22 protein-coding genes and 6 tRNA genes are annotated in these 25,599 nt (G+C 31.4%); all 28 read right to left on the reverse strand.

What is annotated here, in order from left to right; all coding sequences use genetic code 11:
- Nucleotides 1–145 precede the first annotated feature (145 nt).
- Nucleotides 146–544 carry a thioesterase family protein gene (locus D4Z93_RS12415; RefSeq protein ID WP_119973962.1) on the reverse strand — a complete coding sequence of 133 codons (399 nt, stop codon included), beginning with the start codon at nucleotides 542–544 and terminating at the stop codon, nucleotides 146–148.
- A gap of 148 nt (nucleotides 545–692) precedes the next feature.
- Entirely contained in the window at nucleotides 693–2,513 is a 1,821-nt protein-coding gene (gene ftsH / locus D4Z93_RS12420) for an ATP-dependent zinc metalloprotease FtsH (protein WP_119973964.1), read from the reverse strand.
- An 80-nt stretch (nucleotides 2,514–2,593) separates the two neighbouring features.
- Nucleotides 2,594–3,139, reverse strand: a complete 546-nt coding sequence (hpt, locus tag D4Z93_RS12425; RefSeq protein ID WP_119973966.1) for a hypoxanthine phosphoribosyltransferase — start codon at nucleotides 3,137–3,139, stop codon at nucleotides 2,594–2,596.
- Nucleotides 3,127–4,530: a tRNA lysidine(34) synthetase TilS gene (gene tilS, locus D4Z93_RS12430; protein ID WP_119973968.1), complete on the reverse strand. Its 1,404-nt coding sequence runs from the start codon at nucleotides 4,528–4,530 to the stop codon at nucleotides 3,127–3,129. The genes hpt and tilS overlap by 13 nt, the downstream gene beginning before the upstream one ends.
- A 126-nt stretch (nucleotides 4,531–4,656) precedes the next feature.
- Nucleotides 4,657–7,038, reverse strand: a complete 2,382-nt coding sequence (gene spoIIE, locus D4Z93_RS12435; RefSeq protein ID WP_119973969.1) for a stage II sporulation protein E — start codon at nucleotides 7,036–7,038, stop codon at nucleotides 4,657–4,659.
- Nucleotides 7,039–7,281: 243 nt separating this feature from the next.
- A tRNA-Met gene (locus D4Z93_RS12440) sits at nucleotides 7,282–7,358 on the reverse strand.
- Between the two features lie 12 nt (nucleotides 7,359–7,370).
- Nucleotides 7,371–7,446, reverse strand: a tRNA-Met gene (locus D4Z93_RS12445).
- Between the two features lie 11 nt (nucleotides 7,447–7,457).
- Nucleotides 7,458–7,546 (reverse strand) — tRNA-Leu (locus tag D4Z93_RS12450).
- A gap of 7 nt (nucleotides 7,547–7,553) precedes the next feature.
- A tRNA-Met gene (locus D4Z93_RS12455) sits at nucleotides 7,554–7,630 on the reverse strand.
- Nucleotides 7,631–7,642: 12 nt separating this feature from the next.
- A tRNA-Met gene (locus D4Z93_RS12460) sits at nucleotides 7,643–7,718 on the reverse strand.
- Nucleotides 7,719–7,729: 11 nt separating this feature from the next.
- A tRNA-Leu gene (locus tag D4Z93_RS12465) sits at nucleotides 7,730–7,818 on the reverse strand.
- A 133-nt stretch (nucleotides 7,819–7,951) separates the two neighbouring features.
- Nucleotides 7,952–8,362: a S1 domain-containing RNA-binding protein gene (locus tag D4Z93_RS12470; protein WP_119973971.1), complete on the reverse strand. Its 411-nt coding sequence runs from the start codon at nucleotides 8,360–8,362 to the stop codon at nucleotides 7,952–7,954.
- 62 nt (nucleotides 8,363–8,424) lie between these two features.
- A complete protein-coding gene (locus D4Z93_RS12475) occupies nucleotides 8,425–8,697 on the reverse strand; it encodes an FtsB family cell division protein (protein ID WP_119974354.1) in 273 nt (90 codons plus the stop codon).
- Between the two features lie 77 nt (nucleotides 8,698–8,774).
- Nucleotides 8,775–9,185, reverse strand: coding sequence for a spore cortex biosynthesis protein YabQ (gene yabQ, locus D4Z93_RS12480; RefSeq protein ID WP_119973973.1), 411 nt, complete (start codon nucleotides 9,183–9,185; stop codon nucleotides 8,775–8,777).
- A gap of 9 nt (nucleotides 9,186–9,194) precedes the next feature.
- Complete coding sequence (gene yabP / locus D4Z93_RS12485) at nucleotides 9,195–9,488, reverse strand: sporulation protein YabP (RefSeq protein ID WP_119973975.1); 294 nt, start codon at nucleotides 9,486–9,488, stop codon at nucleotides 9,195–9,197.
- Between the two features lie 70 nt (nucleotides 9,489–9,558).
- Entirely contained in the window at nucleotides 9,559–9,804 is a 246-nt protein-coding gene (locus D4Z93_RS12490; RefSeq protein WP_119973977.1) for an RNA-binding S4 domain-containing protein, read from the reverse strand.
- 72 nt (nucleotides 9,805–9,876) lie between these two features.
- Entirely contained in the window at nucleotides 9,877–10,179 is a 303-nt protein-coding gene (locus D4Z93_RS12495) for an HU family DNA-binding protein (protein WP_162920309.1), read from the reverse strand.
- An 87-nt stretch (nucleotides 10,180–10,266) separates the two neighbouring features.
- Nucleotides 10,267–11,712 carry a bifunctional methyltransferase/pyrophosphohydrolase YabN gene (yabN, locus tag D4Z93_RS12500; protein ID WP_119973980.1) on the reverse strand — a complete coding sequence of 482 codons (1,446 nt, stop codon included), beginning with the start codon at nucleotides 11,710–11,712 and terminating at the stop codon, nucleotides 10,267–10,269.
- A gap of 15 nt (nucleotides 11,713–11,727) precedes the next feature.
- Nucleotides 11,728–13,269: a putative polysaccharide biosynthesis protein gene (locus tag D4Z93_RS12505; protein WP_119973982.1), complete on the reverse strand. Its 1,542-nt coding sequence runs from the start codon at nucleotides 13,267–13,269 to the stop codon at nucleotides 11,728–11,730.
- Between the two features lie 200 nt (nucleotides 13,270–13,469).
- Nucleotides 13,470–14,015 carry a stage V sporulation protein T gene (gene spoVT, locus D4Z93_RS12510; RefSeq protein ID WP_119973983.1) on the reverse strand — a complete coding sequence of 182 codons (546 nt, stop codon included), beginning with the start codon at nucleotides 14,013–14,015 and terminating at the stop codon, nucleotides 13,470–13,472.
- 156 nt (nucleotides 14,016–14,171) lie between these two features.
- Nucleotides 14,172–15,197, reverse strand: a complete 1,026-nt coding sequence (locus D4Z93_RS12515; protein WP_119973985.1) for a peptidylprolyl isomerase — start codon at nucleotides 15,195–15,197, stop codon at nucleotides 14,172–14,174.
- 79 nt (nucleotides 15,198–15,276) lie between these two features.
- Nucleotides 15,277–18,801, reverse strand: coding sequence for a transcription-repair coupling factor (gene mfd / locus D4Z93_RS12520; protein WP_119973986.1), 3,525 nt, complete (start codon nucleotides 18,799–18,801; stop codon nucleotides 15,277–15,279).
- 40 nt (nucleotides 18,802–18,841) lie between these two features.
- Nucleotides 18,842–19,405, reverse strand: a complete 564-nt coding sequence (gene pth, locus D4Z93_RS12525) for an aminoacyl-tRNA hydrolase (RefSeq protein WP_119973988.1) — start codon at nucleotides 19,403–19,405, stop codon at nucleotides 18,842–18,844.
- Between the two features lie 99 nt (nucleotides 19,406–19,504).
- A complete protein-coding gene (locus D4Z93_RS12530; protein ID WP_119973990.1) occupies nucleotides 19,505–20,689 on the reverse strand; it encodes a S1C family serine protease in 1,185 nt (394 codons plus the stop codon).
- Nucleotides 20,690–20,785: 96 nt separating this feature from the next.
- Nucleotides 20,786–22,198: a sensor histidine kinase gene (locus D4Z93_RS12535; RefSeq protein WP_119973992.1), complete on the reverse strand. Its 1,413-nt coding sequence runs from the start codon at nucleotides 22,196–22,198 to the stop codon at nucleotides 20,786–20,788.
- 1 nt (nucleotide 22,199) lies between these two features.
- The gene (locus D4Z93_RS12540; RefSeq protein WP_119973994.1) at nucleotides 22,200–22,886 is read right to left on the reverse strand and encodes a response regulator transcription factor; all 687 of its coding nucleotides are present in this window, start codon (nucleotides 22,884–22,886) and stop codon (nucleotides 22,200–22,202) included.
- 227 nt (nucleotides 22,887–23,113) lie between these two features.
- The gene (locus D4Z93_RS12545) at nucleotides 23,114–24,073 is read right to left on the reverse strand and encodes a ribose-phosphate diphosphokinase (RefSeq protein WP_119973996.1); all 960 of its coding nucleotides are present in this window, start codon (nucleotides 24,071–24,073) and stop codon (nucleotides 23,114–23,116) included.
- A 19-nt stretch (nucleotides 24,074–24,092) separates the two neighbouring features.
- Complete coding sequence (gene glmU / locus D4Z93_RS12550; protein WP_119973998.1) at nucleotides 24,093–25,463, reverse strand: bifunctional UDP-N-acetylglucosamine diphosphorylase/glucosamine-1-phosphate N-acetyltransferase GlmU; 1,371 nt, start codon at nucleotides 25,461–25,463, stop codon at nucleotides 24,093–24,095.
- Nucleotides 25,464–25,599 lie beyond the last annotated feature (136 nt).

Genomic DNA, 25,599 nt, shown 5'->3' on the forward strand with positions numbered 1-25,599 from the left:
ACACCACCTTTTATACATAAAAACAAAAACTTTCTATTATATACATAATTAAAGAGCAGCTCTTAAAGCTGCCCCAAAGTTGTTAATTCTTTACCATAGTTTATTAACTTAATTCTATCAGCTGAATTCTATTTGTCAAGCTTGCTTATAGATTCTTTTTGTTACTGGTTTTTTCCATAAATTTATCACTATTTACTATGTATCTTGAATGCATTCCTTCTCCAACTTTTTCACTTTCATCCCAAACTTCAACCTTAAAGGTTAATGCCTTTCTGTCTATCTTTGTTAAAACAGCTTCACATCTTACCTTCATGCCAAGTGGAGTTGATTTTAAGTGCTTTACATTAAGCTCTATTCCGACCGTCGTATATCCACATGGAAGATGAAGATCAACACAACTTCTCGAAGTTTCCTCCATTAACGTTATCATTGCTGGTGTGGCAAATACATCCAAAACTCCAGATCCCATTTTACTAGCAAGATCATTTTCTGTAACCTGCATTTCTTTAGCTGATGTCATTCCCTCTTTTAAATTGAACTCCATTATATCATCTCACTTTACTAAAATTTTAAAAGTTATAAAATATATAATAATTATAACATAAGCAATTCTCAATTCTAAGTTTTATTTATAAAAAAGCAACCCGGAAGATTCCGGACTGCTCAAAATATTTGTATTGATTTTTATCAATCTATGCATTTTGCAAATCAGCATTTGAAAATATTTCTTGAAATTCATCAGCTTCAAGCTTTTCCTTTTCAAGAAGAGCTTTTGCAACAGCATGAAGTTTAGGTTTATTTTCAGTAAGAAGTTTTTCTGCTTCTTTATATCCATCATCTATGAGTTTCTTTATTTCTCTATCTATCTCAAATGCAACTTCTTCACTAAAGTTTCTTCCCTTTCCTAAGTCTCTGCCTAAGAATACTTCTTCATGTCCAGAACCAAATGCTATAGGGCCAAGATCACTCATTCCATAATCCATTACCATTTTCTTGGCTATAGTAGTTGCTCTTTCAATATCATTTTTAGCTCCAGTACTTATGTCTCCTATAATCAGTTTTTCAGAAACTCTTCCTCCAAGTAAACCTACTATTTCATCCTCTAGTTTAGTTTTTGACATATAAGAACTATCTTTCTCAGGAAGATGCATTGTATAACCTCCAGCCATTCCTCTTGGAATTATGCTTACCTGATGTACAGGATCCGCAGTAGGCAAAAGCTGCATTACTACTGCATGCCCTGCCTCATGATATGCTGTAAGTCTCCTATCTTCTTCATCTATAACCCTACTTTTCTTTTCTGGTCCAGCTATAACTCTAGTAACAGCCTCTTCAAGCTCATCCATACTTATCTTATCTCTATCTTTTCTAACAGCAAGTAATGCTGACTCATTCATCAAGTTTTCAAGATCAGCTCCTGTAAACCCGGGTGTTCTCTTGGCAAGCACATCTAATTTCACTTCATCGGAAAGTGGTTTATTCCTTGAGTGCACTTTTAAAATCTCTTCTCTTCCTTTTACATCCGGTGCCCCAACTAATATCTGCCTATCAAATCTTCCAGGCCTTAATAATGCTGGATCCAATATATCTGGTCTATTGGTTGCCGCTATCATTATTATACCTTCATTTGCACCAAATCCATCCATTTCTACTAGAAGTTGATTTAATGTTTGTTCTCTTTCATCATGTCCTCCACCAAGTCCAGCACCTCTTTGCCTTCCAACGGCATCTATTTCATCTATGAAAACTATACATGGCGAGTTTTTCTTTGCTTGATCAAAAAGATCTCTTACTCTAGATGCACCAACACCTACAAACATTTCAACAAAGTCTGAACCCGATATACTAAAAAATGGTACTCCAGCCTCACCTGCTATAGCTTTTGCTAATAGAGTTTTACCTGTTCCCGGTGGCCCAACAAGAAGAACACCTTTAGGTATCCTGGCACCCATTTCAATATATTTCTTTGGTTGTTTCAGGAAATCTACTATTTCTGCAAGTTCTGCTTTTTCTTCATCAGCTCCAGCAACATCTGCAAATGTAACTTTCTTCTTGTTTTCTGGTGTTGCCATCTTGGCCCGGCTCTTTCCAAAATTCATTACGCCTCTGTTTCCTCCGCCGCCTTGCGACTGCTGCATAAACATAAACCAAAAAGCTACAAGTATAAGTATTAAAAGTATAGTTGGTAAGTATTGCACCCACATAGGTATTGTTGCAGGTTTTGCATAAATTTCTTTCACGGTTCCATTCTTAGGATTTTCACCTATAAATTGGAATAGTCTCTCTGATGGAACTATTGTCTCATATTGTGTACCATCTTTTAATGTACCTACTACAGTCATTTTATCCTCTTTTACCTGAAAACTTCTTATATTATTACCTAACCAATCTTTCTGAAATTGATCAAAATTTATGGTCGTTGACGTTTCATTAGTTCTCACAAGCATCATAGCTGCAAGAATCACTAACACAAATACTATGACCCAGGCCGTTGCACTTGAAAATTTTTTCATCACAGGCCCCCCTCTCTTTCTAGTTTTATTCTGTAAAATTGTATCATAAGGAATATTCGTTTACAATAAATTAAAAATAATTATTTATAAACATCCTCTTTTAGCACTCCTATGTATGGTAAATTTCTATATTTTTCTGAATAGTCCAGTCCATATCCTACTAGAAAATAGTCTGGCACTACAAATCCTCTATATTTTACATTCAGTACCTTCTTCCTTCTGTCAGGTTTATCTAAAAGGCAAGCTATTTGTATACTTGATGGTTTTCTTCCCTTTAAACAATCAAGCAAATAAGCTAATGTAACTCCTGAATCTATAATATCTTCTACAATTAAAACATCTTTTCCTTCTATTTCGAAATCTAAATCCTTTAAAATTCTAACTACTCCCGATGTCTTAGTAGACTTGCCATAACTTGAAACTGCCATAAAATCCATGGTGCATGGAATATTAATTTCTTTTAGCAGATCTGCCATAAACGGAACAGATCCTTTAAGTATTCCAACAAGCATCAAATCCTTTCCTCTATAATCTTTGCTAATCTTTTCACCTATTTCTTTCTCTTTATCCCTCAATTGTTTCTCTGTAAATAATACTTCTTTTATGTCATCCTTCATTTGGTACATTCCTTTATTCTCTCCCCTTCGACTTTTATTTGTAAAACATTTTTTGTATCTTTCGTTACTTTAAAAACTTCACTAATCCTATAACCAATGATCCATGAAATTTCACCATTAAAACATATTAAAGGTATCTCGTTTCTTTCATTTCGTGATATCTTCTCATCAATAAAGAATTTCTTTAACTTCTTACTGCCATTCATCCCAAGTGGAATAAATCTATCTCCATCTCTCTTGTATCTTAATATTATTCCATCTTTTATTTTATCATAGTCAAAGTATTTAGTTAATTTATTACTCTCTAAATTTTGCACTGAATCACTTTCTAACACAGTTAAGTATATTTTTAAGTTCTCACAGGTTAAATTATTCATCCCCATCTCAAGTTTGTATTCTCTATTTTGGTTTTCATATATATGTTCTTTTACCTTATATATATAAATATTACCATAACTATTTATGACATTTATATGCCCTGGCAAATTTAGAATTTTTCCTGTTGAAGTTTTTTGAATATCTATAATATTATATATATGTAATTTATCAATATTATACAAATTTCCACACAGAGCATAGATTGAAAGCCGCACAATTCTAGTTACAATTGCATTGTGTTCAGTAAAGGCTTCTTTAGATATTATAACCTTTTCTTTATTTATATCACAATATTTTTTAAACTTTTCTTTAGAAATCATCTCTAAATAATCATTATCCACTTTTATAGTATCAGATAGTCTGTTTAAAGTTTTTACGATATCATCATTAAAGTTTTTTCGTATATATGGTATTAACTCCAATCTTATTTTATTTCTGGAATAAATGGTTTCTAGATTAGTCTTATCTATTCTAGGATCTAAATTATTCAAACTACAATACTCCTCAATTTGATTTCTAGCTATATTTATAAGAGGTCTAACAAATATATTATCTCGCACAGGTCTTATTCCAGCTAATCCGTCAAGTCCTGTTCCTCTCATTATTCTCATAAGTATAGTTTCAGCCTGATCATTTGCATTATGCGCAATTGCTATTTTTTGGGCACTAAATTCCTTCTTGAGTTCATAAAAGAAATCATACCTGGCTTCCCTGCCTGCACTTTCACATGATATATTCTTATCCCTAGATAATTTATTTACATCTACCTTTTTGGATCTGAATTTTATATCCAATCTATTACAAAATTCCTTTACAAAATTCTCATCCATATCGGCAGCTTCCCCTCGAAGACAATGATTTAAGTGTGCTGCATAAATAGTTATTTGTAACTTTTCCCTCAATCTATACAAACTATGTAAAAGACATATGGAATCAGGTCCACCTGAGACAGCCACTATTACCTTGTCTCCTCTATTAAACATTGAGTATTTTACTATATTATTAAAGATTTCATCTATCAATTTTAACACTCCTGATTATTTTATAGTATGTAGTATATTATAACATAACAAAATAAGTTATACATTTTAATATGTCGTAATACGGCATATTACTTTGCATAACTTATAAATCCTTCAAAAATTATATTAATATAAGCTGTACACTTTTCCCACAATGACTGTCATATCATCCCTTATTTTCCCATTACTTATTTCCTTGGACTTGTCTATAATTTCGTGACCCAGTTGTTTCGGATCATTACAGTTATTTCCCTTTAAAAATTCTATGAACCAATCTACACTTCCAACTGATTTATTTTCATGATCCAAAATACCATCACTTACCATTATAATTAAATCTCCATTTTTAACCTTCTTTTGAGCACTATCAATATCAGGCTTATCTAATACACCTATTGGCAGACTCTTTGAATCAATAACGCTAACATCTTCCCCTCTCTTTATAAAACTTGCTGCTGCTCCTATTTTTACAAAATCTATCTTCCCACTATAAAGGTCTATACTGCTTAAATCTATAGTCGAAAATTTTTCATCTTCAGAAAATTTAATACTCATTATAGAATTAACAGTATTTATAGCAGTTATTTTATCAAATCCTTGTTTTAAGAATTTTTGAACAATATTCACAACAGCACTGCTTTCTTGTCCAGCTTCCGGTCCTGATCCCATGCCATCACTTATCATACTTATATATGCACCATCTGATGATTTCCCAAACGTATAACTATCTCCACTAAATTCTTCTCCATCTTTGCACATTTTACCTGCATAAGTCGATACATAATATTTAGGCATCTCCTCAAAAGTAATATCACACGTCTTTAAAGAATTATTTATTTTACATCCATCATCATTTATACACATAATTTTATCAGCTGCCTGATTTACCAGAGGCAATATTTTTTTTGCACATAACTGTTTACCTCCACAGGCCTCCATGGATATCTTTATTATAATCCTTTCATTTTTGTCATTATAGCAAAACATATCCACGTATTTTATCTTGTTCTTAGTAAGTATCCTTCTCAATCTATTTTCAATATCTGGATTAAATCTTATATTCATATCAAATTCTTTAACTATTTCAGATACGGAGCTTGCCATATTATCTATTTGTCCACCGAGTAATTCTCTACATTCACTCAATCTGTTTCTCCACATCTCACTTATTATATAATTATTTACTATATTCTCAGTTTCTTTTAGAAGCACAGATCGTTTTGTACATTTTCTTTCTAATTCATAAGGTATATCTTTATTATTATCCTGAAAATTTTGTATTAACTCTCCAAAAGCATTATAAGTATAAAAATTTTCTCTATTCCAACACATTGATTTCATACTGCAGTCACTGCACACTCTTCCTGCAAGATTTTCAATCATTGCACTACTTTTATTTTTCATAATGAGTTTATCGTTATTTACCAATTTTTCCAATGCTTCCGATATATTATGAAGTATATCAGAAAAACTTTCTAGCTTTACCATTAAAATTCCCTTAATTCTCTCTGCATAACTTTCCTTAAAATATTCCTGCTTCTTTTCCCATTCAAGCTCCACTTCTATTTTATTTAAAATACTTACTGGTATAGCTAAAAATATGCAGCAACTTATAATAACCTCAATTATATTAAATTGAACCGCTATATTAGAATACATTTTTAATACAGAGAAAGCTACCAAATATGATATTCCACTCATCCATTTTCCAGTTTCTCTAAATACTCCTGAAACAAGACCACATAATCCATATACTCCAACATAAATTATCATATTACTTGATGTCATGCCAATTATTGTTCCCATCGCAACCCCTACTGCTGATCCAGCTGAACTTCCCTTTACATATCCTAATATAAGTACAAAAGTTAATGCTACAACATTTCTTATAGTTATACCCTTTATATCAACACCCCAGGTACCAGCAACTATTAATGACATTACTATAGACATACTTATTATCTCTTCACTTGTATAAAGATGTCTTGTCCTAAGTAATTTAAAACATTCCATTGAATAATTTATAATAAAATATATTGGGAATATACAGCATATCTCAAAGAATGAGGTCAAAACTGACATACCAAATACTATCTTTCCAATAAGCAGTTTGTAAGCTATAAATTCTACAAATATTCCTGAAAATAATATTAATAATTTACTCTTTTGTTTCATATTATCTAATATATACTTAGATATTATAAGCATTAGTGAGGCTAATATATACATTGGTAAATCATTCATACTATGTATTACTGTTAAATATCCAATTAATGTACCAATTCCTGCTGCCAAAGACATTTTTTTATCTTCGTAAACTATAATTGCTATTAAAAATGCCAGCCCAAATGGTGCCATGAGGTTTACCATAACCACCCTACTTGCCAAAAGTGCCGATAAAAGTACTAGTGTAACTTTCATAATAGGGAATCTTATTAACCTTTGTTTTTGTTTATCCTTTATTTTTTTTATTCTTTGGTATGGAAAAATCTCTACTCCATATTGCACAACTTAACACCTACCTATCAAATTATTATCTATATTATAACAAAGCTTACTGGAAATAAATGTCATAACATGAAATCGCATATTTTTTTTTAGGACAGATAATTCTATGATTTGTGTAATTATATGCTTTAGGTATATAGGAGTAGAAATTTGTTACTTTTAAGACTAATTTAATAAGTAAATATTATTTATATATATAAATATATACTAAAAAGGTCTATAACAAATGTTATAGACTTTATCTGGTAGCGGAAATAGGACTTGAACCTACGACACTCCGGGTATGAACCGAACGCTCTAGCCAGCTGAGCTATTCCGCCATATATTCTTTTTGGTTGCGGGAGCAGGACTTGAACCTACGACCTTCGGGTTATGAGCCCGACGAGCTACCAACTGCTCCATCCCGCGATATTTTAATTTGGTGCTGAAGACCGGAATCGAACCGGTACGGGTTTTAAAGCCCGCAGGATTTTAAGTCCTGTGCGTCTGCCAGTTCCGCCACTCCAGCACAATATTGGTAGCGGAAATAGGACTTGAACCTACGACATTTCGGGTATGAACCGAATGCTCTAGCCAGCTGAGCTATTCCGCCATATATTCTTTTTGGTTGCGGGAGCAGGACTTGAACCTACGACCTTCGGGTTATGAGCCCGACGAGCTACCAACTGCTCCATCCCGCGATATTTTAATTTGGTGCTGAAGACCGGAATCGAACCGGTACGGGTTTTAAAGCCCGCAGGATTTTAAGTCCTGTGCGTCTGCCAGTTCCGCCACTCCAGCAACTTAACGCAGTCATTAACCGACAACATATATTATTATAAGTGATGAGAATAGTATTGTCAACTATTTTATATTAAATTATTTTTATTAAATAATATAGAGGGTCAAAATTTAACCCTCTGAATTAGCTAATTTAATAATTAGAAGTTTTTTTATAACCTCTTGCTCTTGAGTCCTGATGCTTTTTTAGATCCTGAAATCTCTCTTCACTATCTTTTAGAAATTTGGATATTCTATCCTCAAAATCTCCCTGATAGCCCTTACTGTTCTCTTTCTGCCAATCAATTTCAACCGGTCTTAAACTCTTTTTTTCTGGTAAAGCCTGCTTTATTGACAAACTTATTTTTCCCTTTTCATCAATTGAAATAACTTTAACCTTTACTTTATCTTTTTCTTTTAAATAGTCTCTTATGTTTTTAACATAAGCATCGGAAACCTCGGATATATGAACCAAACCCGTTTTCCCTTCAATTTCAACAAAAGCTCCAAAATTCGTGATGTTAACCACTGTACCTTCTAGTATGCATCCTGCCTTTAAGGTCATATTAAAAAGATTCCTCCTTAAAATAATATTATATAAAAATTAATTTATAGACTAACATTATATCAGTTCTTTGTGTTTATTACAGGAGTCTCACCTTCTTTAATAAGACCTAACCTCTCTCTGGCTAGTTTTTCAACATAATTATCTGTCTTAGACATTTTAACTTCATCCTGTAATTTTTCATTTTTTTCTTTTATTTTCTGTTCTTGCAATTGTTTATCTGCAACTTGCTTTTTTATTCTGTTCATAGTAATTTGTTGATTCGCAAATATATAACATATATAGCCAATCAGCAAGACATACAAAATTTTTTTAGGTTTAAAAAATTTTTTCATATCATTCACCATTATCTCCAGAAAGTCAACTGAAACATTATACTTATATTCTAATTGGCTTTTACGTTTTGTTCAAGTTATTTTTTATAATTTTTCTTAATTTTTATCTTAATATTATAGGCTAATAGTGCAAAAGGATATACAATGACATTCTTAAAAATTCTAAACCCCTTGGTAATAGCTTTTAATATATTTGTCCATATTCTTACAAACCATTTACTGAACAATTTAATATATATATATATACCAATAACTATAAGCATATACACATAAAATCCTATATATATGTAATCAGTAATAATTAAAAATATAAAAACTATTATAGCTGCCAGTATCCAAAATAGTAAGTCTTCAAAAAAAGATACAAATTTATTTATCTTACCATAACCCCTAATTACTTTATATATGTCAAATAAAACTCCAGTTATAATTCCTGCAGTAATACTAAAAATAAAACATTGTAATTGTTTTGCTATAGAAATTATCATCTATTTCTCCTATTTAAATAATTTCGATATTATACTTTCCTTATTTTTTTTAGCTTCTTTACTCATGTATACACAGGAATTTATCATGCCCATTATTATAACATCTCCATTTTGGACATCCAACTTGTTCATTTTAAGATTATTACCTTTAATACTCAAAGTACCTAAATTGGTATTTAAGATTATTTGTTCATCATTAAAGCTTACAACTTCTAAAACTCCACTTAATGTTAATCTTTTTCTATTTTCAATATTCATTGTACTCTTTTTATCTTCTACTATCTTAGCTTCCTTCTTTTCCATAATATCCCCTCCACCTATAATCAATATATGCCTTTACTGGAGAAAATATCACCTGGCTTTACAAAAATAGTTAGTGATTTATAACTTCATACATACTTGAAACATTTTCTTTTGTAACATGTTCTGCTACTTTTAACACCCTTGCCTTTAATGACTTATTGGCATATTGAATTTCTATTATATCTCCCTCACATATTTCTGTGCTTGGTTTAGCAACTTTGCCATTAATACTGACTCTTCCACCCTCACATACTTCCTTTGCTATAGTCCTTCTCTTTATTATTCTAGATACTTTAAGATACTTATCAAGTCGCATTGATTTACCTCCATATTTTAAAACAAAAAACCCAGATTTACACCTAGGTTTTCAGCAATAATATCTTAAATATTATTTATTTACTTTATCTTTAAACTCTTTGCCAGCTTTAAATACAGGTACTGTAGATTCAGGTATCTGTATTTCCTCTTTAGTTCTAGGGTTTCTGCCTACTCTTGCTGCTCTTTTTCTTGTTTCAAATGTTCCAAATCCAACTAATTGGACTTTTTCACCTTTTTCAAGTGTTTCTTCAACACTCTCTATTAAAGCTTTCAAAGCTGCTTCTGCATCCTTCTTTGTTATCTTTGACTTTTCTGCCATACTTGCAATTAATTCTGATTTATTCACCTTTTCTACCTCCTTAATATTGAACATACTATGTTTAACATACTAGCATATTCTGCACTGATTTAAAAAATCCTTCTTTTTCATAATATTTTTGCATAAAAAGCTAAATTATTATCATTTATTCTTAGACTTCTCCCAAAGTTGATCCATTTCATCTAATGTCATATCTTTCATGTCAATATTTCTAGATCTGGAATTCGCTTCTATGTATGCAAAACGATTGATAAATTTCTCTATAGTATAATTTAATGCAAATTCAGGGTCTATGTCAAGGAATCTAGAAACATTTACTGAAGCAAATATTAAATCACCTATTTCCTCTAGTATTTTTGCCCTTTCTTTACCTTTATATGCATCTTTTACTTCATAATATTCTTCCATAACTTTATCAAACACATCATCAACCTTATCCCAGTCAAATCCAACCTTAGATGCCTTTCTCTGAACTTTTTCAGCTCTCATTAAAGCTGGAAGATTTTTAGGTACATGCTTTAATTCATCAGTATAACTTTTAAGTTCCTGTTCTTTTCTCTTTATTTCGTCCCAATTTTCAATAACCTCATCTGACGTATCAGCATGAGTATTTCCAAAAACATGTGGATGTCTATTTATCATCTTAGTACACAAATTTTTTAATACATCACCAATATCGAATAATCCATCTTCACTTCCAATTTGAGCATGAAAAACTACCTGAAATAGAACATCACCTAATTCCTCGACTAATTCTTCAATATTCTTATCATCAATTGCTTCTAAAACTTCATAACTCTCTTCTATCAAATACCTTTTTAAGCTCTCATGTGTCTGTTCTCTATCCCAAGGACACCCCTTCTCAGATCTTAAAATTTCAGTTATATCAAGTAAGTCATAAAAGTCCTTAACCCTATCTAACTCACGTGGTATATATATAGAGGTTAGGTAATCTATATCATCCTGTCTATCCAATTCATATAAAGGAATTTTTCTTATAACTTCCTCACCTTTAACTCCTGCTGCCCTTACAAAGTATATTTCTGTATCATCATCATAATACTTCATTAGATATAATTTAACTTCTGATGCTATGAGCTTATCATATACCTGTGTTACTACAGTTGCAACCCTTTTATCAAGTATCTGATTTTTTATATCAAATGCATCTATAATCTTAAGTCCATCTATGGGATCTATTTTTAATCTTTCAACTAATGCATCTATAAAACTAACTGCTGGAAGTATATCTATATCTATAGATCTCTCATTACATAGTTCGATTAGCATATTTACTGACTTTTCAGCTATTAAAGGATGTCCCGGTACCGCATAGACTATATTTGTAAAATCGGATTCCCTTTTTACCAAATCCTCAGCTATAGATTTATAAACTCCTTCAAACTTTTCTTCTCTTTCATAAATATCGTCATAAGTCTCAAATTCTATACCATATTCTTTTAAATATTTTATCGTAGGATGTTTGCTAGTTCTCAAATATATTTTTGATGAGTTCTTCAAAACCTCTAATACTCCTAATGTTATTGATTCCTTGGAACCTGGACCTAGTCCGACCACCTTTATCATCGATATTCTCTCCTTTTATCTACTATGTCTTACAATTCTATTTTTTATATAATCATACTTAAATATTCCAAAGGCCACTACTAATATAAGATATATAATCATACCCAATAGTATCGCTAAAAGACATGCCACTCTACTGCTCATGGTATAATTATAGACATTCATATAAATAATTACAACAGCTATTGTCATTAAAATTGACGCAAACAGTGGTTTTATAAAATCATCCATCCATTTTATCGATATATTCAATTTCTTTTTTAGAAGTCTCATGTTAAGCATAGATGCTATTACATATCCTCCTAAGCTTCCAATAACAGCGCCATATATATTTATTCTTGGTATTGCAACCATAAACATTGTAATAAGGCTTTTCACTACACATCCAACCGCTAAGTTCAAAACAGGTTCAGTATATCTCCCTATTCCCTGGAGAACCGCTGTAGAAGTCTGTGCCAAAATTATAAATGGAATTGAAATAGCTGAATATTGTAATATGCTATATCCATCTGATTGTCCGGGAAATATTAAATTTAGAATTGGATATGCCAAATTATATAAACCTAAAAATGATGGTATTGCTATAACCATTGAGATTTTAATTGATATATCAACCTTATTTATAACTTCATTTCTTCTATTTAGTATGTATGCCTCTGCAATTATAGGAATTAATGATGAGCATAGTGCAGCTGATAAAGTTAATGGTACATTTATCATTATAAATGCCTTTCCTGTAAGTTGACCATATAGTATCGCAGCCTGCTTATATGTAAATCCCGCCTCCAAAAGCTTTTGTGGTACAAGCACCGAATCTATAACACTCATTATGCTGCTAACTGCTGCCCCTAATGACACTGGAACAGCTATATATAGGAGTTTACTTAGAATTTCAATATCATCCTTTATTTTGCCAACATGAAATTCTCTCTTTACCTTAAAATACTTTATTATGAGATATGCTCCCCCAAATATACCTCCAGCAGCTGCTCCTAATGCTGCTCCTCCAGCTGAATATTCAATTCCCTTTGGCAGCAGCAAATAAGCAAGGCCAACTCCGACAATTACTCTCCCTATTTGTTCGATTATCTGTGATACTGCCGTACATGTCATATTCTGAAGTCCCTGAAAAAATCCTCTAAAGGCACTCATTACAGATATAAATACAGGTGCAATAGCTATTGATATTAATGAATAGTAAGACTTACTATCCCATTTTAAAAAACTTATTATTGGTTTAGAAAAAGCAAGTAACAGTCCAGTAAATCCAGCTCCTAATATAAACATCAAGATAAGAGCTTTTCTAAGCACTATAACTGCACCTTCATCATCACCTATAGCTTTCCTTTCGGATACCATTTTAGACACTGAAACTGGTATTCCAGATGCAGCCGCAATAAAGAACATATATAATGGGAATGACATTTGATAATACCCTACACCTTCATCCCCTATCAGCATTTGCAGTGGCCATCTAAATAATAAACCAAGTAGCTTGGCTATAATTCCTGCTGCCCCCAGAATAAAAGTGCCCTCTATAAGTGACTGTTTTTTCATAAAATTACCTCCAATTATTCTAACTCAAACTAGATATTTATATTAAAAGTTTTAATACAAAAAGTACCTAAACTTATCTATTTTAATAAATATTTTAATTCTGGAGGTATTATTACTGTTATATTTGAATATTTTCAATCTTTATGGTAAAACTTTAGTAATAGTTACAAGTCCTGTACAGTAAAGTACAGGACTTGTAACTATTCCATCTGTTTTCCTAAAAATGATGCTGCAGTTTCGGATAATTTAATTTCTACATCACTAAATTTTACATTCTCTTCTGTGCTAGCTATTATTACAGCTCCAATAGCATCACCTTCTGCAATTATAGGTGATATTACTTGAGCTGTATATTTATCCTGTGCTTCCTCATCATCATACAAAGGTATTGTTTTTGACCTATCTAAATTTACACTTTTTCTATCCTCTATAACTTTTTCAATATCACTGCTTATCTTCTTTTCCATGTATTCCTTTTTAGGTGCTCCACTTAGTGATATTATACTATCCTTATCACATATCATAACCATATTACCTATAGTTTGCTGTAGTGAATCCGTATATCCTTTTGAAAAATCACTTAATTCACCAATTGGAGAATACTTCTTTAAAATAACTCCTCCTTCTCTATCGGTAAAAATTTCAAGTGGGTCACCTTCCCTTATTCTTAGAGTCCTCCTTATTTCTTTTGGTATTACTACTCTTCCTAGATCGTCTATACGTCTAACAATTCCTGTTGCTTTCATTAATTCAAACCTCCTCTAAACAAATATCTATATTATAATAAATTCTTAATGTTAATATTATTTTTCTAAATATGAAATTTTATACACAATTGCTATTTAAATTAATAAAAGAATCCACAATGCACAAAACATTGTGGATTCTTCTAAATTATCTTGCTATGCCAAATTCTTTTCATATTTAGTTATCTTTGCTGCTTTTTGCCATTCAGTTAATTTTTGCTTGATTGTAGTTTGTTTCTGCTCATCTTCTAGTTCTTTTCTTATCTGATCTTTTACAGCACTAAGTTTTTTAACAGGGTATTCTTTTTTATCTACACATTTTATTATATGATATCCAAATTGAGTTTTAACAGGATCTGATACCTGACCTTCTTTTAACTTTATAGCAGCTGCCATAAAATCAGCATCCATTCCTGAATCAACATAATTCACATATCCCAAGTCTCCACCTTTACTTTTAGTTGCTGTATCCTGTGATACATCTTTTGCAACCTTTGCAAAGTCTTCACCCTTATCAAGTCTGGTCTTCACTTTTTTAGCCTCATCTTCTGTTTTAACTAAAATATGTTCAAGATGTGTTTTATCAGTGCTTTCCGCATATTTATATTTATTTTTATTGTAATAATCCTCTACTTGCTTATCTGTTATTTTTAAATTTTTAGTTACATTATTGCTCAAGTTGTTGTATACATCCTGAGCCTTTACCTGTTGATAGAATAAATTATTTAATGTTTCCTGAGTAAGATTCTGTTGTTTAAGTGCCTCATCAAATTTAGTCTGATCTCCAGAAAACTGCTGCTTTTTCAAGGTATCTATTTGAGTTTTTACCTCTGACTTTATCTTAGAATCACTAGGCATAATATTTAACTCTTTTGCTTTTTGTTCCATAACTTTTTCAGTTATCATTGTATCAAGCACTTGATCCCTTTGAGTTTTAAGTGCACTTTGAGCTTCTTCATTCTTAGCATAATTTTCTCCATATTGTTGCTTTACCTGCTCTATAACTTGAAGCATAGCAGCACTTTTATCTAAATCACCCCTGGTAATCTTTTCATCATTTACTTTTGCAACAACACTTTTATTTATGGCCTCTGGCGTTTTTGCTATCATATTACATCCAACAGTAGAAAATGAAAATATTGATATAGCAACTATGCTTATCAATTTTTTTATGTTCATCACAATTTATTCCTCCACTCTAATTTTATGTTTTTTTAAAAACACAAACTAATTTTAACATAAAACTTATTTTACTACAAAATTATTTTTGTTCATAAATACTAGCCATATATTCAACAATCTCTCTGACTTTTAAGACTAAACTATCCCTCTTCATGTCCTTAATCTTATATCCAAAGCCGGGAGTATCCATGAATTTTATACTTATTTTTTTAGAGTATTCTTTTAATAAGGCACTCATAACTTTGCTGTCTATTCTATTTTGATTTTCAAATAAAAATAGTATTTCACCACCCTTTTCCTTAATTTCCTTTACGCCAAGATTCTTACTAATACTCCTAACATAAGATATATTTATAAGGTTATTTATTGAATCAGGAATTATTGAAAATCTATCCTCTAATTCTTGTTCAATGTCCATCATATCATCATAAGAACCAATTGCTGCAATCTTCTTATAGATTTCTATCTTTTGCACCTCATCTTTTATATAATCAGATGGTATATAAGCATCAACCTTTAAATCCACAGTAGTTTCTACAGGTTCCTCATCTAGTTCTCCCTTTATAACCTTTATAGTATCCTCAAGCATTCTGCAATATAAATCATAACCAATAGAAGCCATATGTCCATGCTGTGAAGCTCCCATCATATTACCGGCTCCTCTTATTTCAAGATCTTTTAATGCAATTTTAAAACCTGACCCAAGTTCTGTAAAGTCTTTTATAGCTTTAAGCCTTTTCTCAGCAACCTCAGTTAGTACTTTATCCTTTCGATACGTAAGGTAGCAATATGCCATTCTATTTGTTCTGCCAACTCTTCCTCTTAATTGATACAACTGGGATAATCCCATTTTATCTGCATCATATATTACCATAGTATTTACATTCTGTATATCCATACCTGTCTCAATTATGGTCGTAGTTACAAGTACATTATAGTCATTTTTCATAAATTGAGATACAATATTTTCTAGCTCTCTTTCCTGCATTTGACCATGTGCTACAGCTACACTAGCCTCTGGAACTAATTTGCTTACATAAGATGCAATATCTTTTATACTTTCAACCCTATTATAAACAAAGTAAACCTGTCCGCCTCTTCCAATTTCTCTTAAAATTGCATCTCTTATCAATTGATCATTATATTCAACAACATAAGTCTGAATTGGATATCTTTCCTCTGGAGGGGTTTCTATAATACTTATATCCCTAACTCCAACCAGAGACATATGAAGTGTTCGTGGTATAGGTGTCGCACTCAATGTCAAAACATCTATATTCTTTCTAAGTTTCTTTATTTTTTCCTTATGCGTTACACCAAATCTTTGTTCTTCATCAACTATTAAGAGCCCTAAATCTTTAAATTCAACATCCTTCTGAAGTATTCTATGTGTTCCTATAATTATATCTATATCCCCTTCTTTAAGTGCTTTTATACTATTTTTCTGTTGAGATACTGTTCTGAATCTACTTATCATATCTATTCTTATAGGAAAATCTGAAAATCTTTTCACAAAATTGTTATAATGCTGCTGTGCAAGTATCGTAGTCGGAACTAGAAATGCTACTTGTTTTCCTTCCATAACTGCTTTGAAAGCAGCCCTTACAGCAACCTCAGTTTTACCATATCCCACATCTCCACATAAAAGTCTGTCCATTGGTTTATCTGACTCCATGTCTGATTTTATCTCACTTATAGCAGTAAGTTGATCCGGTGTTTCATCATACGGAAATTCATCTTCAAATTGTTTTTGCCATATAGTATCTTTTGAAAACTTATATCCTTTAACTGTGGATCTAACAGCATATAATTTAACAAGATCCTCTGCTATTTCCTCTATAGATCTTTTAACCTTCCTTTTTGCCTTTGCCCACTCGGATCCACCCAATTTATTTATCTTTGGTATCTTTCCCTCAGAACCTATATATTTTTGAACTAAATCAAGCTGCTCGACAGGCACATATAATTTATCATTTGAATCATACATAAGTTCAAGATAATCCTTCTTATGTCCTTGTACATCAAGTTGATGAATCCCTTTATAAATCCCTATACCATGATTAGCATGAACTACATAGTCACCTGGCTTAAGTTCAGTAAAACTTTTTATCTTACTTACACCCTTTTTAGGAGTTTTGCTGTGAGTCTTTCTCTTAGCTTCTCCAAATACCTCCTTATCCGATATTACAGAAAGCTTTAATTCAGGGTATTCAAATCCATTCAATTGACTTCCAAATGTTATCACAACTTCTCCAGGTTCAATACTATGTATTACATCTTTATAAGTACTTTCTATGTCATTTTCCCTCAAGCTGTCAACAAGTCTCTCTCCTCGCGGTCGTGTACCTGAAAGTATGACTATTTTATAGCTTTTATCTTTCTTTTCCTTTATATCCTGTATAAGTAACCCTATTCTGCCATGATAACTGCTCAAGGTTATTTGAGATACATCCATTACTACCTTTGGCTTTAATACTTTTCTAGATTTTGATATAGAATCCAGCGTGATAACAGGCTTCTTTTCCAATACTTGTGGAATATAATTTCTACTTAACAAAAGCATACTTTGCTTTGGAAGAATACTGCCTTGTTCTAAGAAGCGTTTATAATTTTCCTGAAATTCATAGTATACACTATCCAATTTTCCAAAGCATCTCTGAACATCATCTATTATAATAAGGTAATCTTTTACATAATCAAAAAAGGACGAAGTAGTCTCATAAAAATAAGGAAGAAAACTATCTATCGTTTCAAAACTCCAACTTTCATTTAATACTTCTAAATTTCTATTTATAATCTTACTTATATTTTCAGCAGCTTCTTTTTTCTTATTTGACCTTAACTTGTCAACAATCTGTTTCAAATCATCTTTTATTGCTGAATATCCTTTTTTTATTATATCTTCACTTAGTATTATTTCTTTTGCCGGAAATACTTTTATACTATCAATCTTTTCAATACTTCTTTGTGACTCTAGATTTATACTTCTTATAGAGTCAACTTCATCTCCAAATAACTCTATTCTATATGCTTCACTAGAAGTTGGACAATAAATATCCAGAATTCCTCCTCTTATGGAAAACTGTCCTTTATTATCAACTAATTCAACTCTTTCATATCCACATTGTATGAGTTTCTGGCTAAGTTTCTCAAAATCAACTGTATCATTAGTTTTAATATCAAACATATACTTTTTATAAAGTTCAACCGGAATATACACTGAAGCTAGTGCATCTATACACGTTATTATTATCTTCTTTTTAGGAGGTTCAAGTATATGCTTAATTATCTTCAATCTTTCCCATCTCAAATCTCCGGATATTGCATCTATATTATAAAAAACTACTTCTTTAGTGGGAAAGTAATATACATTCGGTACATAAATAGACATATCTTCATATAACTTTCTAGCTTCCACATCGCTATGGGTAAGTATCAGAACAGGCTTGTCTATTTCCTCATACACTCCATCCACTATATAGTTTCTGCCAGATTCAGATACCCCATACACACCTATTGGAAATCTTTTATCTTCTATATTATTTAATAATCCTTTAAAATCCTTATTATTTATCAAAGGATTCAACATTCCTTGTAGTCTCATTGTAATAACCACCCTATAAAATTATAAAAGCTAAAGCAGCTTATATTGTAACACCATTAAATTCATTCATAGCCTCATTTACTCCAGACTTAATCAAACATTCAACTGCATCAGCTGCCAGCTCAAATACCTTTTCTAATTTCTGCCTATCTTCTTTTGAAAATTTTCCTAAAACATGAGATATTAAATCTTGTTCAGGCTGTCCTATCCCTATTCTAATTCTAGAAAACATCTCAGTATTTAAATTGTATATCACATTTTTTATGCCATTATGTCCACCTGCACTTCCATGATTTCTTATTCTCATTCTACCTATACTTAAATCTATATCATCATGTATCACTATTACATTTTTACTTGGAATCTTGTAAAAATTAACTACCTCTATGACACTTTCTCCACTTAAATTCATATAAGTACCAGGCTTGAGTAAAACAACCTTTTCATTATTTATTTTTCCTTCACCATACATTCCTTTAAATTTTTCCCTATTAATTGATATATTATACCTATTACTCATCAAATCTACAACATCAAAACCAACATTATGCCTTGTATGAGTATATCTACTTCCTATATTTCCTAATCCTACTATCAAAAACATTTTACTACTCCAATCTTATAAACCATAAAATTTGCACAACAGAATATGTTGATAGCTGCTTAAATAAAGAGCCATCAACATACATAAATTCTAATTTAGTTATTTATTCTTGGCGGTAATATCTGAAAGGATAATCTTTGTTTGTATTACTTTTTTATTCCTTAATATTTTACAACTTATAGAGTCACCGATTTTATGTTTATCCAATATATCAGATATATCTTCAAATTTAATTATTTTCTTCTTGTCAAGTTCTATTATTATATCTGTTGGTTTAATACCTGCAGCTGCAGCTCCACTTCCTGGAACTACTTCTTTTATATATACACCAGTAATTTTGTTTTTTTCCGAAACAACACTTTGACCATATATTCCAAGTGAAGGTCTTGATACTTTTCCAGTACTCATTAATGACCTAATTATATCTTTAACTTCATTTATCGATATAGCAAAACCCATACCTTGGGCATTCTGATCTGAACCAAGTTTTAAACTATTTATTCCTATTATTTCTCCTTTTTCATTACAAAGAGGTCCTCCGCTATTGCCTGGATTTATAGCAGCATCAGTTTGTATAACCTTGTAAGTTGACCCTCCATATTGTATCTTTCTATTTAAGGCACTTATTATTCCTGCAGTAACAGATCCTTCAAATTCCTGTCCAAATGGGTTTCCAATAGCAACTGCTAAATCTCCTACTTTAACTTTTGATGAATCTCCAAACGTAGCTGCAGGTAGATTTTTAGCATTTATTTTTAAAACAGCCAAATCCGATTTTTGATCTGTGCCAACTACATTAGAGTCCAAAATTTTCCCACCAGATAATCTTATTTTGACTTTAGAATCTCCTTCAATAACATGGTAATTTGTAACTATATAACCATTAGAATCAAATATTATTCCTGAACCACTTTCATCTATTTTTTGATCAAGTAATTTTTTACCATCACCACTTATTCCAACAACAGTGGGTCCAACAATTTTAGAAATTCTATTTATAGAATTTTCAGATACACCCGATGCATGCCCGGTCTGAACATTCTCATTTTTAGCACCGATTAAAGACTGATCCGCAGAATCATTTGTTTTACTATAATATTCTTTTACTATATATGCACCTGAAACTCCTCCCGAAATTGCAGCAATCAATACAAATATTATGCTATAGATAATAATTCTTATCTTGAATTTTTTCCTATTATTAATAAATTTTATACCGACATTATTGATATCTGCACTCTCCCACTTTGCATCTTTAACCTCTTTGAATTTATTATCATTCATATCAGACTGCACCCCATAAAATATTATATTTACATTCATTACAATATATAATAATAAAATACTTTTAAATACATATGAACAAAGTGTAATTATTCTTTAAATCCTCCTCAAAGTAAATGTAAACATAACCCCCTGGGGCTCCTTATTATCAACCCATATATCCTCACCAAGTTGGGTTAATATGCACCTAACTATTGGAAGTCCCAATCCAGTACTTATTTTAGATGTCCTGGATTTATCAACCTTATAAAATCTATCCCATATATGATTTAAATCCTCCTTTGCTATATTAGGTCCATCATCATATACAGATATAAATGCTTTTTCGCCCTTTGCCTTACTGATTATTTTTATATTAGAACCATTGCCTATATACTTTATAGCATTATCTACAAGATTTGTTACAACTTGATTTATTCTATCACGGTCTGCCGCAACAAGTAACCTGTCATCCTCCATAAAAACATCTACATTTAATTTCTTTTCCTTAATTTTGGTTTCAAATTTTATTACACATAATCTAATTATTTCGTTTATATCAACTTCTTCTATCCTGAGTCTAAATTGTCCTGATTCTATGGCCGACAAATCAAGTAAATCATTCACTAGTCTAGTTAGTCTTTGTATCTCTTCATACGTAATTGATAAATAATAGTTCTGTTTATCATTCGATATCACACCGTCAAGTATACCTCCTATAAACCCTTTTATTGAAGTTATAGGTGACCTTATTTCATGTGATACATTTGATATAAATTCTCTCCTGTTTTTCTCAACCGCTTCCAAAGAATCCGCCATAGAATTAAATGATTTCGCGAGTTCTCCTATCTCATCATTAGAGTTTATATCTACCCTTTTGTCAACATCTCCCTTTGATATTTTATCTGCTACATGATTAATTTGTTCCAGAGGTTTTATTATTATTCTTTGAGAAAAATAATATATTATGATACACGATATCATAATCGCAAATATAACAGAAAGCCAAATTATATGATATACCTTATTAAGAGGTTCTCGTAATTCATTTATTGATGTATTCATAAGTATTGCGCCTTTGAAGCTGCCTTCATCTGTAAATATAGGTATCTCATAGGTATGTACTGGAGTCTTAAATATGTTGCCATGTACACCTTTTTGCTCAATAGTTTGACCAGATCTTAATTTTTCCAATTCATCCGTAAGTATCTGTGTCCCTATAATATTTTTATAACTGTTATTTGAAACAGCATATATATATCCATAACTATCCGCAAGCCATATATCTGCAGATAAATAATCACTTATATTTTTCAACGTTTCATTCATTTTATCTGTCAAAATATTTCCCTGCAAATACTGAATCGCCGCCTCACTTATAAATTGAGATTCTGTTGAAAGTTGGCCTTTTCTTTGATCAAAATAATATTCCTCAAACCAATACGACAAATATGATGCTGTCATTACAAAAGTTATAGATATTATTACTGTAAATGTTGCAAGAAGTTTAGAAAATAAACCCTTTCTCATATTACTTCACCTCAAATTTATATCCAACCCCCCAAACTGTTTCTATTTGCCAATTAGGTCCACCCTGAAGTTTTTCTCTAAGCCTTTTCACATGAACATCCACTGTTCTCGAATCTCCAGGATAATCATACCCCCAAACTTCACATAAAAGCTGTTCCCTCGTAAATACCCTATTTTTATTATTAGCAAGGTAATACAAGAGTTCAAACTCCTTAGGTGGCATTTTTATTTCATTTTCATCATAGATAACAGTATAAGAATTTATATCTATTGTCAGTTTTTCAAATTTAAGAACTTCCTTATTCTCATTATCTATATTATATCTTCTCAAAACTGCTTTTATCCTCGCAAGCATCTCTTTTGGTTCAAAAGGCTTAACCATATAATCATCAGCTCCAAGTTCTAGTCCTAAAACTTTATCGAAGGTTTCACCTTTTGCTGTCAACATAATTACAGGTGTTTCATAATCCTTTCTAATCCACTTAAGAACATCTATACCGTCAATATGAGGAAGCATTATGTCAAGAAGTACCAAATCCGGCTTATATTCTATAAATACATCCTGTGCATCTTTACCGTCGTGTGAAACCCTGGTGTCATATCCTGCACTCTCAACATACATTTTTATAACTTCACATATATTTTCATCATCATCAACTATAAGTATCTTTCCTATAGATCCTTCCATTTAAATTTACTCCCCTCAATTATTAGAATATATTTAATTTTTCAACGTAAAATTGTGCCATTAAAAATCACAAATTTATATTGAAAATTAATATATATACTTATAATTTATCACATATTGTATATATTCTAAATAGTACGAACAAAAATTTACACTTATTTCACTAAAACTATGTTTGAATTTTAAATAAAATATTAGCATGCAGATATCTCTGCATGCCTTTAAGATTACTCTTCAAATAACTTACTAACTGAACTGTCTTCATATATCCTTTTTATCGCTTCTGCAAATATAGGTGCAACTGATAAGATTTTAAACTTATCAAGCATCTTATGTTCTGGTAAACTTATAGTGTTTAACATAACTAATTCTTTTAAGTTTGATTCTTTTATCCTCTCAATTGCAGGACCAGACAAAACAGCATGTGTGCAACATGCATACACTTCTTTAGCACCCATGTTAATTAATGCATTAGCTCCATTTGTTATAGTTCCTGCTGTATCTATCATATCATCAACCAATATTACAGTTTTATCTTTTACATCTCCAATTATATTCATTACTTCTGATACATTAGCTTTAGGTCTTCTCTTATCTATTATAGCAATTGGAGCCTGAAGTTTATCTGCAAAATTTCTAGCTCTTGTTACACTTCCTAGGTCAGGAGAAACAACAACTACATCATTTCTTTCACCAAATCCGCTTTGATTAAAATATTTTGCGAGTATAGGTGCCCCCAATAAATGATCTAATGGTATATTAAAATATCCTTGAATCTGAGATGCATGTAAGTCCATTGTAAGTACTCTGTCAGCTCCAGCTGCAGTCAAAATATCTGCCACTAATTTAGCTGTAATTGGATCTCTTGCCTTGGCTTTTCTATCCTGTCTAGCATAACCATAATACGGGATAACAGCTGTAATTCTTCCTGCTGATGCTCTTTTAAAAGCATCAATCATTATAAGCAGTTCCATCAAATTATCATTTACTGGATAATCTGTAGACTGAATTACAAATACATCTCTTCCCCTTACTGTTTCATTGATATCAACAGATATTTCTCCATCACTAAAAGTTGAAACCTTTGCATCTCCAACTTCCAGTCCCAATAGATCTGCTATTTCTTTAGCCAAATCTTTACTGGAGTTACCTGAAAAAATTTTAATATTTTTACCATGGGTTATCATTACATAATCCTCCTAAAATTTATTTCTTTAATCCTTTTTTTTCTACCCAGCCTTCAATGTTCTTTTGTCTAGCTCTTGCAATTGCTAATGCCCCTTCAGGAACCTCTTTTGTTATCGTCGAACCTGCAGCTATATATGTATTTGACTTAACAGTAACTGGAGAAACCAAGTTAGTATTACAACCTATAAAAGAATTGTCTCCAATTATAGTCTTATTTTTTACTTTTCCATCGTAGTTTACAACAACAGTGCCACATCCAAAATTACATCCGCTTCCAATTTCAGCATCTCCTATATATGTAAGATGTGATACTTTTGTGTTATCACCTATTGTCGATTTCTTCACCTCAACAAAATCACCAATTCTCGCTGATTTTCCTATAGTCGTTTGTGGTCTTATATAAGCGTATGGACCTACTGTTGTATTGCAGCCTATTTTACTATCTAAAATTACAGAACTTTGTATCGTCACATTCTCATTTATTACACTATTATCAATTCTAGAATTAGGGTATAATATACATTCACGTTTTATAATAGTATTACCCTGAAGAACATTACCTGGGTATATTATGGTATCATTTTCTATTTGTACATCCAATCCTATATATGTATTATCTGGATCTATTAATGTAACACCATTCTCCATATGCTTCCTATTTATTCTGCTTCTCATAACTTTTTCTGCCTGAGAAAGCTGAATCCTAGAATTTACTCCCATAGTTTCTTCGAAAGGTATTGAGAATCCACCAACTTTTCCCTCATGTGATTTCAAAATTTCAATTACATCTGTTAAATAATATTCTCCTTGTGCATTATTATTATTCAATCTATCAATACTTGACATCAAACTCTCTATGTCGAAACAATACATACCAGAGTTTATTTCATTGACTTTAAGTTCTTCTTCATTACAGTCTTTATGCTCTACAATCTTGCATACCTGACCATCTTTTTGTCTGATTATTCTTCCATAACCTTCTGGATTATCAACAATAGATGTAACTATAGTTGCCTTATACCTTCCGTTTTCATGAAAATCAAAAAGTTTGGCTATAGTCTCACTTGTAATTAGTGGTGCATCCCCGGTAAATATTGCAACTGATCCTTTTTTCCCTCTTAAAAAATCCTTAGCACACATAACAGCATGGCCTGTACCTAACTGTTTTTGTTGAAAAGAATAAGCTACATTTTTTTTAAATGTGGCATCCTTTACCTTTTCCGCTTCTCTACCAATTACAACATCTATATTTTCAACACGGGATTCCTCTACAACATCTATAACAATATTTACCATTTCTTTTCCGCAAACTTTATGTAATACCTTGGGGATAGAAGATTTCATCCTTTTTCCCTCTCCCGCTGCCAATATTATAGCACATTTATACATTATAACACCTCTTTATGGTCATAAAATTACACTTTTTTATTAAATGGTATAAAAAACATCCCCTAACATTATATTTTATATACAGCATATTTTCAACCTCATTATGGATTAAATACTTAATACAATATTATGGAAT

This window comes from Clostridium fermenticellae (genome assembly GCF_003600355.1).
Classification (GTDB): Bacteria; Bacillota; Clostridia; order Clostridiales; family Clostridiaceae; genus Clostridium_AV; species Clostridium_AV fermenticellae.